This is a genomic window from Pseudodesulfovibrio halophilus DSM 5663 (genome assembly GCF_059568665.1).
In genome coordinates, this window is record NZ_JCANTV010000010.1 from 112,958 (window position 1) to 128,112 (window position 15,155).

The 15,155-nt window shown below is 62.2% G+C and carries 10 protein-coding genes; 3 read left to right on the forward strand and 7 right to left on the reverse strand.

The window, feature by feature from the left end; genetic code table 11:
- Positions 1-33 precede the first annotated feature (33 nt).
- The gene (locus BR24_RS07440; protein WP_496540868.1) at positions 34-1,524 is read right to left on the reverse strand and encodes a pentapeptide repeat-containing protein; all 1,491 of its coding nucleotides are present in this window, start codon (positions 1,522-1,524) and stop codon (positions 34-36) included.
- Between the two features lie 481 nt (positions 1,525-2,005).
- Here BR24_RS07440 and BR24_RS07445 point away from each other — a divergent pair, with 481 nt between their 5' ends.
- The 3 genes from BR24_RS07445 to feoB are packed head-to-tail and all read left to right on the forward strand — an operon-like array spanning position 2,006 to position 4,652.
- Positions 2,006-2,164, forward strand: coding sequence for a FeoB-associated Cys-rich membrane protein (locus tag BR24_RS07445; RefSeq protein WP_462999015.1), 159 nt, complete (start codon positions 2,006-2,008; stop codon positions 2,162-2,164).
- 57 nt (positions 2,165-2,221) lie between these two features.
- A complete protein-coding gene (locus BR24_RS07450) occupies positions 2,222-2,464 on the forward strand; it encodes a FeoA family protein (RefSeq protein ID WP_496540869.1) in 243 nt (80 codons plus the stop codon).
- 1 nt (position 2,465) lies between these two features.
- Positions 2,466-4,652, forward strand: a complete 2,187-nt coding sequence (gene feoB, locus BR24_RS07455; protein WP_496540870.1) for a ferrous iron transport protein B — start codon at positions 2,466-2,468, stop codon at positions 4,650-4,652.
- A gap of 76 nt (positions 4,653-4,728) precedes the next feature.
- On the opposite strand, the gene BR24_RS07460 is transcribed toward feoB, so the two are convergent.
- The 6 genes from BR24_RS07460 to BR24_RS07485 all read right to left on the reverse strand — a co-directional run bounded on the left by BR24_RS07460 (position 4,729) and on the right by BR24_RS07485 (position 15,058).
- Positions 4,729-5,868 (reverse strand): NAD(P)H-dependent flavin oxidoreductase, encoded by a 1,140-nt coding sequence (locus tag BR24_RS07460; RefSeq protein WP_496540871.1) that lies wholly within the window; start codon positions 5,866-5,868, stop codon positions 4,729-4,731.
- 97 nt (positions 5,869-5,965) lie between these two features.
- A complete protein-coding gene (lhgO, locus tag BR24_RS07465) occupies positions 5,966-7,156 on the reverse strand; it encodes an L-2-hydroxyglutarate oxidase (protein ID WP_496540872.1) in 1,191 nt (396 codons plus the stop codon).
- Between the two features lie 20 nt (positions 7,157-7,176).
- Positions 7,177-10,047 (reverse strand): PD-(D/E)XK nuclease family protein, encoded by a 2,871-nt coding sequence (locus BR24_RS07470; RefSeq protein WP_496540873.1) that lies wholly within the window; start codon positions 10,045-10,047, stop codon positions 7,177-7,179.
- The gene (locus BR24_RS07475) at positions 10,048-13,197 is read right to left on the reverse strand and encodes a UvrD-helicase domain-containing protein (RefSeq protein WP_496540874.1); all 3,150 of its coding nucleotides are present in this window, start codon (positions 13,195-13,197) and stop codon (positions 10,048-10,050) included.
- A complete protein-coding gene (locus BR24_RS07480; RefSeq protein ID WP_496540875.1) occupies positions 13,176-14,072 on the reverse strand; it encodes a DMT family transporter in 897 nt (298 codons plus the stop codon). Before BR24_RS07480 ends, BR24_RS07475 begins: the two co-directional genes overlap by 22 nt.
- Positions 14,072-15,058, reverse strand: coding sequence for an ornithine cyclodeaminase family protein (locus BR24_RS07485; protein ID WP_496540876.1), 987 nt, complete (start codon positions 15,056-15,058; stop codon positions 14,072-14,074). Before BR24_RS07485 ends, BR24_RS07480 begins: the two co-directional genes overlap by 1 nt.
- Between the last annotated feature and the right edge of the window lie 97 nt (positions 15,059-15,155).

Sequence of the window (15,155 nt, forward strand, 5' to 3'; positions counted from 1 at the left end):
CACAAAAGGGGCGTGGTTTCAAGAAAAACGCACCTATCGCCGGAACCTGTTGCGCAGCGCGAAACCGAACAGCGCCGCCTGAAGGGTGATGGCGACCTGAGAGCAGAGCATAAGCGCCCTTGGTACCCAGTCGAATTCGGCCGCCTTTGGCAATTTTACCAGTGGAATGAAATGCAGCCAGCTCGCGCCGAGGTCCAGATTCTCCAAAGAACTTGGTATTGGGGGAGGAAAGTGCCAAAAAGCTACACCCAGCACAATGGGTAGCAGGATGCCCTTCGGAAAGGCCATCAAACCGATAATGGCAAGCCACAGCGGCAAATGAACCGGCAGGGGGTGCATGAGTGCGCCGGGAAGCAGTATCAGCAGTAAAAGCGCTCCGAAGGCCCGCAGGGGCGACTCGCCGTAGCCGCTGATGAAACGGTACAGAGAAAGGATTAACCAGAGTCCGAGTCCTCTCGTCCGGTCGCGGAGGCAGAAGCCGTGGTCGTTTTCCCGGCTGCGTTCGCAGTTGGTCAGCATGTCCCAGCCTCGGTGGCGTTGCATCTCCTTTTCCGCGTAATGGAAATCCGAGGCCAGCGTCTCGTCGTACTCCCGGCGGGCGACTTTTTTCAGGCGGCGGTAGAGGTCTTCAAGGTGCCCCGGCGGCGGAACTTCTTTCAGATTGCGAACAGTGTTCACGTTGTCCAGCGGAAAATAGCCAATTCCGTTCACCTTGCGGGCATCAGAGGTTATGCGCCTGCCGCGTCGCGTGGGCAGCTTGCAGGCCATGAGCCGAAAGTCTTCTACAGGCGCGCCAAGCAGTTCGGCCTTACGAAGGTCCGCCCGGTCAAAGACGGGTTCCTCGTAAAATCGGGACAGGGCAAAAATTACTTCATTGAATGTGGTCTGTGAAAACGAGGCGTTTTTTTCAAACGTGGCTTTTTCAAACGAGGTTTTACCTTCAAAGATCGTTTTGTCAGCGGTTACGAAAGAAGAAAAGGTGCATAAAGGAAATTGAGCTTTCCTCTTGAACGTGGCGTCCATGAAGTTGGTTTTCCCACCGAACGTGGCGCCCGTGAAGTTGGTTTTCCCCCCGAACTTGGCGTTTCGGAAGTCGGCTTCCCCCCCGAACGTGGCGTCCCAGAAGTAGGCTTCCCCCCCGAACGTGGCGGCCCAGAAGTTGGCTTTCCCCTCGAACGTGGCGTTTCGGAAGTCGGCTTCCCCCTCGAACGTAGTGTCCCAGAAGTCGGCTTCCCCCCCGAGCGTGGCGCCCGTGAAGTCGGCTTTCCCCCCGAACGTGGCGCTTCGGAAGTAGGCTTCCCCCTCGAACGTGGTGTCCCAGAAGTCGGCTTCCCCCCCGAACGTGGCGTCCCAGAAGTTGGCTTTCCCCTCGAACGTGGCGTTTCGGAAGTCGGCTTCCCCCTCGAACGTGGTGTCCGTGAAGTCGGCTTCCCCCCCGAACTTGGCGGCCCAGAGGTTGGCTTCACCCTCGAACGTGGCGCTAAAGAAGTTGCTCGCAGGAAAGACCATTCTGTCAAAATCCACGTCTTCACCAAAGACCGTCCCCCTTAAATCACAAGAGACCTGATCGTCATCCGCCCGCCCGACATTGGCTTCAAGCACACAGTTTACCCGCTCCCAAACGGCATCCATAAGCGCTTCATGATCCTTCAAGTCGCCCGGCGCATGGAAAAGACAATACTCCTTGCGATCCTCAAGCAGACACAGGACCGGCTCCTGCGGGTCACCCCATTCATCTTCTTCACACATGCAGCAGCCCACGGCGCGCTCCTTGGTTCGGTTTCGGTGTGGACTATATAGAATCCTCCCGTGCCGCACAAGCTGTCGGATTCTCGCTCAGGTCGCTTCCGGGGACCCCATTCCGCTCTCGGCAGGCGCCCCTTCAGCCATTCCCCACAAAATTAATCCGAATTTTTCTCCGTCAAAATTGTTGACAATGATTTTCAACGTCACTACAAGCTAGTTGACGGACGCGGCGGATGCGTCCAAAACCACTGGGGGAAAAATGACAGATATCATCATCGTCGGCGTAATCGTCGCGGCAGCGGCGTTCTTCGTCATCAGGCGCTTCGTCAAGAGCGCCACCTCTTCCGGATCCTGCGGATGCTCCGGCTGCGGCTCAAGCTGCACGCCACAGCAGAAGAAGGACTGCGGCGGGGAATAATTTTTTTTGTCAAAACGTTGAAAACGATTTTCATTTGAATCGAGAGGAGTGATCCAGATGGGCAAGGCATTTTGCCTGCGAGAGGCAGGCGTCAACCAGAAGCTCAAGATCGTGACCGTTTCCGCACAAGGCGAGCTCGGGCGAAGAATCCGCGACATGGGCCTCATCCCCGGCACCGAGGTGCGGGTCATAGGCAAGGCGCCGCTCAAGGACCCCGTGGCACTGCGACTCAAGGACTTCACCCTCACTCTTCGAAACAGCGAAGCGGACCGCATAACCGTCGAGCCGCTGGAGGACTAGCATGCAGAAGATCACTGCAGCCATCGCAGGCAACCCGAACTGCGGAAAAACGACCCTGTTCAACGCCATCACCGGAGCCCGGCATCACGTGGGCAATTGGCCCGGCGTCACTGTGGAAAAGAAAACCGGCATCGTGAAGCATCAGGGTACCGACGTCGAGCTCGTGGACCTGCCGGGAACCTACTCGCTCACCGCCTACACGCAGGAAGAGCTCGTGGCCCGCAACTTTCTGGCCGAAGAGCGCCCGGAAGTGGTGGTGGACGTCCTCAACGCAGGGGCGCTGGAGCGCAACCTGTACCTCGCCGTCCAGATAAAGGAAATGGGCGTGCCGCTGGTGCTGGCCCTGAACATGATGGACGAGGTCAGAAAGAGCGGCAAGGAAATCGACACCGAGCAACTGGCCGAGCTCACCGGATGCCCCGTGGTGGAGACCGTGGGCCGCACCGGTGAAGGCAAGGGCGATCTGCTGGCCGCAGCCGCGCGTCACGCCAATGAGAATCAGGGCGACTGGGAGTCGCTTCGCATCTCCTACGGCCCGGACCTCGATCCCGTGCTGGAGGAAATGGAAGCCATGATCGCCGAGGCCGGTTTCCTCACCGACCTCGTCCCCGCCCGCTGGACCGGCATCAAGTACCTCGAACACGACGAGGACGTGGTGCTCAAAGGTCGCATGGCCGACTCCGAGCTTTCCAAGCGTCTGGAACAGATGGCCACCAAGGTCGCAGAGCACACCAAAAAGACCCTCAAGGCCGAGCCCGACGCCATCATCGCGGATTACCGCTACGGATTCATCGCCGGCATAGTCAAGAGCGTCGTACGCTATCCGGTCTTGGACGAAGACCGCATCAGCATGTCCGACACCATCGACCGCTTCCTGACCCACAAGTTCCTCGGGCCGGTCATCATGCTGGGCGTCATCTACATGATCTACAAGGTGACCTTCACCGTGGGCGAGATCCCCATGGGCTGGCTTGAAGCATTCTTCGGATGGCTGGGCGACACCGTCTCGGGCATGATGTCCGACGGCCTGCTGAAATCGTTGATCGTTTCCGGCATCATCGACGGCGTCGGCGGCGTGCTCGGCTTCGTCCCGCTGATCATGTTCATGTTCCTCATGATCTCCGCGCTGGAGGACTCCGGCTACGTGGCGCGCATGGCCTACATGCTCGACCGCGTGTTCCGCACCTTCGGCCTGCACGGAACCTCCGTGCTGCCGTTCATCGTCTCCGGCGGCATCGCCGGCGGGTGCGCTGTCCCGGGCGTCATGTCCGCCCGGGCGCTCAGAAGCCCGCGCGAGAAGCTGGCGACCCTGTTCGTGGCCCCGTACATGACCTGCGGCGCAAAGGTGCCCGTCTTCCTGATGCTTGCGGCCGCATTCTTCCCCAAAGAGGGCGCGGGCGTCATGCTGACCATCACCCTCACCGCGTGGGCCATGGCCCTGATCGTGGCGCGCCTCCTGCGCTGGACGGTCATCAAGGGAGAGTCCACCCCGTTCGTCATGGAGCTGCCGCCGTACCGCATCCCCACGCTGCGCGGCGTGCTGATCCACACCTGGGAACGCACCTGGGAATACGCCCGCAAGGCCGGTACAGTTATTCTCGGCATCTCCATCCTGCTCTGGGCGCTCATGACCTTCCCCCAGATGCCGCAGGAGCGCGTGGAAGCCTATGAAGCACAGCGCGCCGAAATCGCGCAGAAGATAGAAACCGTCGAAGCCTCCGATGCGCAGAATAAGGTCGCAGCGCTGGAAGAACGCATCGAAACGCTCGAAAACGAGCAGGCCGAGGAAGCCCTTCGCGGCACCTTTGCCGGACAGATCGGCACCGCGCTCGAAGGCGTGACCCAGTGGGCCGGGTTCAACTGGCGCGTGAACATCGCTCTGGTGGGCGGATTCGCGGCCAAGGAAGTCATCGTCTCCACCATGGGCACCGCCTACTCTCTGGGCGAAGTGGACCCCGAGGAAGCGCGCCCGCTGGCCGAGCGCCTCTCCACGGACCCCGGATTCAGCAAGGCGGCGGGACTGGCCATGATCATCTTCGTGCTCCTCTACGCACCGTGCTTCGTCACCGTGGTGACCATGGCCCGGGAGTCGAGCTGGAGCTGGGCGATGTTCAGCGTGGTCGGCTCCACGGCACTGGCCTACGGGCTGGCGGTGGCCGTCTATCAGGTGGCACGCCACTTCGTCTGATAGGACAGGCGACACAGCAAACAAAAAAAGGCAGGGCCGATACGGCCCTGCCTTTTTTGTGTCGTGTGGTAAGCGGCTATTTCTTATTAGCCAGATCCCTTCCGAATTCCTCGACGCTGCTCCAGCGCCTGTCGAATTCTTCGGAGAGCGAGGTCATCAGCTCCTGAACGGTGACGATCTTGTCCACGAGGTAGGCATTGGCGCCCGCAAAGGCGAAGCCGTGCTTCAGCTTGCCGCGGTAAGCGTTCACCAGAGCCTGCGCAATGCAGTAGGGCGAGTTTTCCTCGGCGCAGGAGTGCAGGCACTTGTGCACGCACTTCTTGGGCTTTCTCAGGCCGTCGGAGACCGAGTTGAGGAAGTTGTTCATGATGGCGCGTCCGGGCAGTCCGACCGGGCTCTTGATGATGCCCACGTCCTCCTGCTTCGCGTTGACGTACGCCTGCTTGAACTCGATGTCCGCGTCGCACTCCTCGGTGGCCACGAAGCGGGTTCCCATCTGCACGCCGGAAGCGCCCAGAGCCAGATATTTGCCGATGTCCTCGCCGCTGTACACGCCGCCCGCCGCGATGACGGGGATGGCGCGACCGTGCTGATCCTCGAAGGGCTTCACGGTCTCGACAACGTCGGAGACGATCTTTTCGAGCTGATGGTCCGGGTCGTCGATCTCCTCCGGCTTGAAACCGAGGTGGCCGCCCGCCTTGGGGCCTTCCACCACGAAGCCGTCGGGAAGATAGTCGTACCTTGCGAGCCATTTCTTGGAGATAATCTTGGCAGCGCGCCCCGAGGACACGATGGGCACCAGCTTGGTGCGCACTTCCTGCTTGAGATTGTCCGATGTCTCACGGGCGTATTTCGGCAGGTCCAGCGGGAGTCCCGCGCCGGAAAAGACGATATCCACGTTCTCCCTGATGGAGGTGGAGACCATGTCCGCGAAGTTGGTCAGCGCGCACATGATGTTCACGCCGAGCAGTCCGTCGGTCATTTTTTCACGGGCCGTGCGAATCTCCTCCGTGAGCGCGCGGATGTCGGCCCCGTTGGGGTCTTTGGCGCGCTGCGGATCACGCATGCCGATCATTGATGTTGCGATGACGCCCACGCCGCCCTGATTGGCGACTGCGGACGCGAGACCTGAAAGGGAGATACCGACGCCCATGCCACCTTGAACAATGGGCATTTTGGCGGCGAGATTCCCGAACTTCAAAGTAGGGAGTTTCATTATGTCAACCTCGCTGTAAGAGAGTTGCGCGAAGCATACACCCGCCAACCGCCAAGTCAAGCGGTGTCGGCAGGAAAACGAGGTTCAAACGTCTGTTTTATCTGTCGATGTATTCCTCTGTTACCATTCTGGAAAAGCTCATTGCGCTGGTGAAGGCCGGCGAGACCGAGTTGAGTACGTGTATGGAATTCCCCACTTTTTCCACCATGAAATCCATAACGAGTTCATGCGTGCGCAGGTTCACCAGCTGGGGGCGGATGCCCGCCTTGGGGCTGTCCTTTACGTCTTCGGGGCGAAGCTCCTTCACCAACTCGCAGGCATCGCTGAAGAAACATGAGGAAAAATATTTCCGGGGTTCTTCCAGCGCCACGCTGCGGAATTTGCGGTTGTTGAGGAACATGAGCGCGTCGCGCCAGAGGATGGCCGGAGCTTCGGCGTCGAGGCCGCGCAGCAGTCCGTAGTTCTCGCGCCCGAAGGCTGGGATGGCGGTGGGGCCGAGGTAGACCTCGCCATGGACGTTGCGGGTGAAGTGCACGCCCAGAAAGGGGTTCCTTATGTTCGGCACAGGGTAGATGCTGCCCCGGATACGGTCGGCAGCCGGACGGCGAAGCGTCTTGTAGATGCCCTTGAACGGGATCAGCCGATAATCCATACCCGCGCCGAAGGAGTGGGCTACCTTGTCGGAGTACGCCCCGGCCGAGTTGATGAACAGGCCGTACGCGAGGTCGCCGAGGTCGGTAGTGATAAAGTTGCGACCGGCCTTCACGAAGCGACTGCCCCACTGGAATTGAACCCTTCCGGAGCGTTCGAGCTCGCGCACGAGGCTCTTGAGGATGCTTTTCGGGTCCACCACGGCGGTGAGGGGGGAGTGCAGGGCTTTCCCGGCGGTCCGGGCGTTGGGTTCCAGTTCTTCGAGCTGCCGTTCGTCGATGATCTCCACGCTGCCGCCGTTGGCCGTGGCGCGTCGCTCCAGTTCGAACAGGGTCGGGATCTCCGAGTTGCTGCGGGCCACGATGACCTTGCCGGATTCGAAAAGCGGCAGAGAGTTCTCGCGGCAGTAGTCGCGCATCAGGCGGTTGCCTTCAAGGCACATGCGCGCCTTGAGTGTGCCGGGATCGTAGTAGATGCCCGCGTGCAGGACCCCGGAGTTGCGACCGGAGGCATGCAGGCCGGGGTGGGGCTCCTTGTCCATGACGAGGATGTCCCGGTATCCGCGCGCGACCAGTTCCCGCGCGATGCACAGGCCGATGATTCCGGCCCCGCAGATGATGACGTCGTGCTTTTTCATGGTGGTGAATCCTAGGGGGGCTAGCTGCCGCAGGAGCGGCGGAAGGCGCACCAGTCGCAGTGGCGTCCGGTGACCGCCTCAAAACTTTTCGCCGCGGTCATGTGCCAGAGGGCGAAGCCGAGCAGACGCGGGATCATGTCGTCGATGATCTCGGCGCGGTCTGCCTCTTCCCATTTTCCGGGAAACAGCGGTTTTTCCTCGCCCTTGTCCTTGAGCTCCACAAGCGCGGCGTTCCATGGTGACTCGCCGGTGTTCCCCTTGTAGATATGCAGATATGCCGGGAGCTGCACGCTGCCGAGAGACTTGTACAGGTCCGGCAGCAGCATGGGGTCCGGGGCGTCCGGGTCGTGGTTTGCCATGCGGTCCCACAGCTCGCCTTCCCAGAATTTGGCGGCGGGTTTCTTGATGGTCCCGGTCTTGTAGTCGAGGATGACGATGCCGCCCTGCCTGCGGTCCACGCGGTCCAGCTTGCCGAAGAAGGGGATGCTGCGGCCGTCGAATTCGATGCTCGCCTCATAACCCTTCTCCAGAGCCAGCGGCGTGGCGGTCCCCTGATTTCGCAGGAAAGAGAGCAGCCGTTCGCGTCCGGTGCGGCGGATGGTCTCGAAGACGTCGAAGGGCAGATGCCGGAAGACCGAGTTTTCGGCGAGCTGTTCCTCGAACGTGCTGGTCAGAATGTCTGCGCCGAGCCCGCGCACGTCCACGGAGCGACCGATGTGCGGCGTCAGGAACGCTTCCAGCGTGTCGTGGATCGCGTTGCCCACATGGCTGGAGAGCTCGTCCTCAGGGCGGGTGTCCTCGCGGATGCCCGCCATATATTCGAAGAAGAACAGCTTCGGGCAGCGCAGGTAGGTGTCCAGCCGGGACGGTGAGAGTCGCTTTTTTGTGAGGCGGTTCAGCAGCTCGGCGCGGATTTCCTCGGTGACGGGGATTCTGGGGACGTCCGTGGGTACGGCGCTGGAGCGCATGGTCACAGGCCTGAGCAGGTCGGATTTGCCGACTTCCACCACGTGTCCGAGTTTTTTCTCTTCCTCCCAGAGCAGCTGCTCCACGAAGCGGCTCCGGATGCTCTTGGAATCCAGCAGGCCGGGGTTTTCCCCGGACTGGTAGAGGATGACCGCCTCGTCCGCGCCCTTGATGAGCCGGTGGAAGTTGTAGGCGGCCACGTAGTCCCGGCGGCGCACGCCCGGGAGTCCCAGCTCAAGCCGCAGTGTGTCGGGCAGCAGCGGATCGTGCGGGTTGGTGCCGGGGATGCGCTCCTCCACGGCATCCAGCAGGATGAGCTTGCGAAAATGCAGCAGGCGCGTTTCCAGAACTCCGAGCACCTGCATCCCGGAGAGCGGCTCCGGCTCGAAGGATACGCGCTCCGCGGAGAGTTCCTGCCGCAGCATTGCAAACAGGACCGGCTGTTTGAACGCCTCTCGAGAGGCCAGGGTATCCCGCAGCGCGGGGGCGGTGCCCTGCAGCAGTCGATACAGGCACTCCGCGTCGATGAGGTGGGCGTTCAGCACGTCTCTGCCGTGTTCGTGCAGCAGGCGCCCGAGGCCGCCCAGCGCATCGGCGAGGGAGGCGAGCGTCTCCACGGTGGCGAATCCCGAGAGGCAGATGCCGAGCATTTCGCGGCGCACGGGCTCCACTGCGTCCGGATGCACCTCTTCCAACGGCGCTTCCCCGAACGGGGGCTCCCAGTGGCGCGGGTCCACGCGGGCCGGCCCCATGCGCAGCTCACCTTCATGCAGGTGCAGGGTGCGGCGATATTCGTCCCCGCCGAGCATCCGGATGAATGGGTGCCGCAGCAGGGCCACGCAGTCTTTCCAGAGATACAGCCCGTTTTCGTCGCGGTTTTCCTGTAGGCGGATGAGGATGTCCAGCAGCCGGGCCAGCGGCGTGCGGTCAAGCGGGTAGCCCATGGAGATGTTCACGTCCTCCTCGGGCAGATGGTGCAGCACGGGCATGAGGGCGCCGGGGTCGGGCAGCACCACGGCGGTGTCGTCGTGTTCCGGGGTGGCACGCAGTTCCTCGCCAAGCGCCTTGAGCTGCGAATGACGGTCGAATCCTTCCACGAAGCGCAGCTCCGGGGTGCGTTCGGTGGCGTTTCCGTAAACTTCCACCGGTGCACGCCAGAGGCGTTGCCAGTCGCGATGCTCGAAGACGGCCCAGTGGCCCTTGCGGTGCTCGGAAAGTTCGGGATCGGAATGCCACCATACCTCCAGCAGCCCCCGCTGCCAGAGTGACTTCATGAGGACATCCTCGGAGCGGGACAGGGCGTAGAAGCCGGCTGCCACGATACGCCGGTCCTTGAAGAGTTCCGCCACGGCCTCGGTGTTGGCGGCGGCGAAGCGAAGGTCCAGTCCCGCAGTGGTCCAGCCGAGTCGGGCGAGTTTCTCAAGATACGCCTCGTGAATGGCGGACAGCTGCTCAAGCAGGGCGGCTGCGTAGTCGGCCACTTCCCCGCCCGCCAGACGGATGTCCATGGGGTCGGCGTCCTGCCGGAACAGGTCTTCCATGAGGTCCGCGAGCCTTGCGCCCCAGGGCAGAAACTGTTCGCGTTCCAGCTCGGGCAGCTTGCCGAGCAACCCGTGGCCTTCACGTCGCAGGTCGTGCACGGTTCGGTAGAGGAGTTCGATACGGTCCAGTCGGTTCGCCTGACGCATGGGCCCGGAAAGCTCGTCGCGAATCATCTGCACGAAGGACCCCATGTGCGAGATTTCCGGCATGCGGCACGGACGCGGCAGGTCCGGGCATTGCTTGAAGTATTCGCGCAGGTAGCGGCGTGGACGGTCATGGGTGAAAACCACGGTGTGGGCATGCAGATCGGGCCGTGAGGCCAGTTCCGCGCCGAGGCCTTCCACGAAGCGGTCAGTCCACGGGATGATGCGGATGGGTTCCATTTAACGTTCCCTCACTTCGCGCAGTTCCCGGCGGTCCAGATAGGCCAGCAAACCCCGGCGATTCTCCGGGGCGTCCGGCATGGTGTCGAAAAGTCTGAGATAGTCGCGCACCTGCTTTTCATGTTTGATGTCCGGCTCCGGGCCGGTCTTGAAGTCGAGCACGGTCAGCATCTCTTCCGTCTGATGCAGCAGGTCCAGCCGTCGAAATTCGCCGTCATCTCCGAGAATCTCCACCTCACGTTCCCCCTCGCGAAGCAACTGCGCAAGTTCCGGTGTTTCCATGGCCCAGAGCAGCATGGCCTTGACTTCCGCGTGGGCGCGCTCACGCAGGTCTCCGCCGATGGCCGGGAAGCCGCGCAGGGCCAGAAGCACCGCGCGCTCCGCGTCAGCATCCGGATCCCCGGTCATGCGCAGATGCTCGAAAGCCAGATGCGCAAGATCGCCGCGCGTTCGCTCGTTGTAGAAGAACTCGTCGCGGGTGTGGCGGTGGACCCGCATCCTTGGCAGCCACGCACCGATCTCGGGTGGCTCGTTTCTCGGCCCGATGTCTTGTCCCGGCGTTTCCGGCTCTTTTTCGCCGACGCTTTCAGGTACGGGCCGTTCGCCGCGCTCCACGATTGCCTCACCGTCGCCGAAGGCCTGCCGCACCACTTCCAGAGCGGGATACGGGCCGCCTTTGGGCGGGGTCTCTACCCAAAGGCCGTAAAGCTCTTCGGCAGCCCGGGTCCACGCCACATAGAGCAGGTTCAGCTGTTCGCGGCAGTTCTTGGCGGTCTGTCGCCAGTAGGGCCGACCGAGTCCTTTGCGCAACGGGGTCAGAAGGTGCATGCCGCCCTCGGAAACAACCGTGAATTCGCCGCGCGGGGCCGCGTCCCAATCATGGAAGGGCACGATGACCACCGGAAATTCGAGTCCCTTGGATTTGTGCATGGTCATGACCCGCACCGCCGCGATGTTCCCCGGAAGCGGAACCTTTTCCTCTTCCGAGTTCTCCCGCCAGTAGTCCAGAAACTCCGTGAGCGAGCCGAAGCCACGTTCCTCTGCCAGATGGATGACCTCAAGAAAGCGGCGCACATAAAGCTCGGCGTCGGGGTGGCGTTCCAGAACCCGGAACGCGCTCACGGCCTCCTGCGCAAGATCGTACGGCGTCATGAGTCCGGCGCGGTTCAGAAACGGTGCCACGCAGTTGGCCCATGCGACCGAAAACGTTTTGCGGAATCGTGCTGCGAGCGGGCCTTTGCCGCGCTCCGCCATGAGCTTGAATACTTCCGCGGCGTCGAGGCCCGATTCCGGCAGGAAGAGCCATGTCCCTGTGACGAAAGAGGCAAAGGCCGCGTCGTTGCGGGGCGCGTCCAGATATTCCAAAAGCGCGGCCAGTTCACGGATCACCGGGTGCCGGTCCAGCCGCAGGCTGGATTCCGTGATGAACGGGATGTTCTTCTGCAAGAGCATGTCGCAGACCGGGTCCGCGTGCTTGCGGCTGCGCACCAGTATGGCGATGTCCGAAAGTTCACGGCGGCCCACCAATTCATCCATCAACTCGGAGAGCCGCTCAACGGACTGCGCCTCCACCTCGGATTTGTCGCCGCCTGTCAGCCGTTCGATGCGCACGTAGCCGCCGGTGTCGCGGTTCTTGGGGGCGATGCCCTGCACGCATTCGGAAAAATCGGAACGTATGGTGTCCGCGAAGTCGCTCATGAAACCGATGTCGGAGTCGGAGAAGAGGGTGTTCGCCAGCGTATTGGCGGCTTCGCCGAGCTCCAGCCGCCTGAAAAAGTCGTTGTTGAATTCCACCACTTCGCGGAAACTGCGCCAGTTATCCGGCAGGGTGGAGCGGTCGCTCTCGGCCACTTCGGCAAGGCCTTGCTGCTCGGCCACCTCGTCGAAAAGGTCCGCGTCTCCGCCGCGCCAGCCGTAGATGGCCTGCTTTACGTCGCCCACATAGTAGAGCGAGCCGCCCTTGGACAGGCACTCCTCGGCCAGCGGCGTGATGGCCGCCCATTGGTCGCGGCTGGTGTCCTGGAATTCGTCAACCAACAGGTGGTGCAAGCGGGAGCCGAGCCGGCAGAAGGCTTCCGGCACCGCAGGGTGTTGAAGGAGGTGCGCCACGTAACCGGCGATGGCGCTGCCTGTGATTGTACCCTGCCTGCGTTCGACATCGGCGAGGCCGGTCAGCAGGCCGACGGCCACCTCCACGGCCGGGGCGAGGCTGATGGCGCTGCGGTAGAGCGTCTGGAGCCGTTTCCACTCCGCCCATTGCTCCTTGAGCCTGGCATAGGCCCGCTCGCCGGCCTCGTCCACCATGGGGACACCCTTCTTGTTGCAGCACTCGGTGAGGGAGCCCTTGCGAAGGTATGCGGATTCACTTTTCAGCTCTTCGTATATGCCGAGCGGTTCGAGTTTGGCGAGGGCCTTTGGAAAGTTGGCGTTCACGGCAAGGCCGGTGTCGTCGATGTATTTGCGCATGGCCGCCACCGCGTCCTTCATGCGGACGTTGGCCTTCCTGAGTTCGGCTTCCATGGCCTCGGTGTCGGTGTCCACCTGCTTGACGGTCCGCAGAAACTGCACGAGCGAGAGCACCCGGTCGCGGATGCCCTCGTGCAGGAGGAAGCCCTTCTTGGACTCAACGCGCAGCATGGCACCGAGCATGTCGGCGAACTGGTCGCGTTCCTCCTCGTCTCTGCCGCACTTGGTAATGAAGTCTGCCCAGACCTCTTCGAACAGCTCCCCTTCGTCGAAGACCACGTCGAAGGCCGGGTCCAGGCGCAGTTCAAGCGCGAAAAGCCGCAGCACGAGCGCCAACAGGGAGTCGATGGTGCGGATGTTCAGCCGGTGATAGCGGCGGAGAATGTCGCGCAGAGCGGCCTCGTCGCGGGCCGGGTCGTGTCCCGGCAGCTGTGCGCGGTCGCCTTTGCCGAGAGCTCCCTCCTTCAGGGCTTCCACCACGCGTTCCTTCATCTCCGCGGCGGCCTTGTTGGTGAACGTTACCGCGAGGATTTCGGGCCATGAATAACCGTCGCGCGGGCCGCGGGTGCAGACCCGGACCTGTTCCTCCGCGTCTGCGCCGTCGATGAGGGAGAGAAAACGGCGCGTGAGCTGGAACGTCTTCCCGGAGCCCGCCGCCGCCTTTACCTGTCTGAGTTCGGACATTCTTTGTTCCGTCGTTTTTTCTGGTCAAGCACAACCATGAGCAGGGCGGCCATGATGAGGGCGCTGCCCGTGTATCCGAAGATGCCGAACTGTTCGCCGAAGAGGGCGAAAGCCAGCACGGCCGCCAGCACGGGTTCAAAGGTGGCGATGACCGCCGCGTTCGTGGCCTCCAGTCGTCTCAGTCCCGCATAGTACGCGGAGAACGCGCCGTAGGAGCAGACCATGCCGATCCCGATGAGCAGGAGCCACGCCGTGGCGGACTTCGGCGCAAAATCTATGAAGGGCAGCAGGATGAGCGAGCCGAAGGGCAGGGCGTACGTGAATATGGTGGGGGTGGAGTATCGGTACAGCCACTTCTTCCCGAAGATGTAATAGAGTGCGTAGGTGAGTCCGGCGGTGAGCCCTGCGGCCAGCCCGAAGAAGTCCAGCGGAATGGTGGAGCCGCCGAGCAGTTTGGGGCCGAGGCTGATGCAGGCCACGCCCGCGATGGTCATGGCGACGCAGGTCAGCTTGATGGCTCCGAGCGGTTCCTTGAGTACAACGCGGGAGAGGAAGGCGACCCATGCGGGGGCCGTGTAGAGCAGTACCGCCGCGAGCGCCATGCCTACGTCGCGTATCGCCAGCTGGTACGACACGTAGAACATGGTCACGCAGACAAAGCCGAAGCTCAACAGCACCGGCAGGTCCCTGTAGCTGATCCGCACGATGCGTCTGTACTTGGCATGAGCCAGAAAGCACAGCCAGCCGAAGTTGGCTCGCCAGAACGCGATCTCCAGGGCGGAGATGTCTTCTGCAAGCAGAAACTTGGTGAAGACGCCGATGAGGCCCCACATGGAGGCCGCCGCGAGGATGTAGAGACAGCCGCGGATATCCACTAGAGTTTCACCGTGGTGCCGAGCCCTTTGTCGGTGGCCCTGTCGTGGATAAGCGATGCGGTCATGACGTCATGGCTTGCGATGCCCATGAGCACCGCGCCGCGCAGGCCGTCACGGACCGGGGCTTTCACTCCGGCACAGACCTCTCCCATGTCGGAATGAATTTCCTCGGCCAAGGGGTAGCCGTTCTGGAAATAGACGCCCTGTTCCTGCGTCCAGAGGTACTGGCCCATGTTGTCCACGGTGAACACGCTGCGGCGCATGATCTCGTCGCTGAACGCGGCGTCGTAGTCCACGGAGATGCACAGCGCGTCGGGTCTGATCCAGTCCATGGCGATGGGCCGCTCCGGGGCCTCCACGATGGGTGTGCAGGTGATGACCACGTCGGCGTCCGCACACGCCTCTTTGAGCGTGCGGCAGACGCGGAATCCGGCCTCGGGCAGTTCCGGCTGCATGTCAAAAAGGAAATTGCCGATCTGTTCTTCCGAAAGATCGTACAGGTTCACATGGTTCAGCCCGGGAAACACGTCGCGCATGGCCATGAGGTTGACGCGCCCCTGCACGCCCGTGCCGATGATGGCGACGGTGCGCGTGTCCGGGTTGCCGAAGTGCTTGGCGTAAACCCCCGAGGCCGCGCCTGTGCGCCACGCGGTGATCCAGCCCGCATCCATGACGGCCTTGGGCAGCCCGGTTTCCGGGTCGTTCAGCACCATGACGCCGCTGATGTACGGCAGGCCCTTGGGCGTGTTCGGCGGATACCCGGAAACGCACTTCACCCCGCAGCGATCCACCGCACCGCCGACATGGCAGGGCATGGCGTGGATGAAACAGTCTTCGCGCGGGTGTACGCCGATTTTTGCGGGCATCTCCGCCTCGCCGCGCCCGATGGCGGCAAACCCCCTTTCCACGGCGTCCATGACCATTGGCATGGTGATGTTCAGGGATTCTATTTCATCACGAGAAATCCAGAGAACGTCGAAACTCACGGGAGCCTCCTTTGCGGCGGATGGGGATAATGAGCACCTTTGCCGACCTGACGCAAAGATGTAAGCCATGATGCCCCTTTGCGTCAAAGGAGATTCC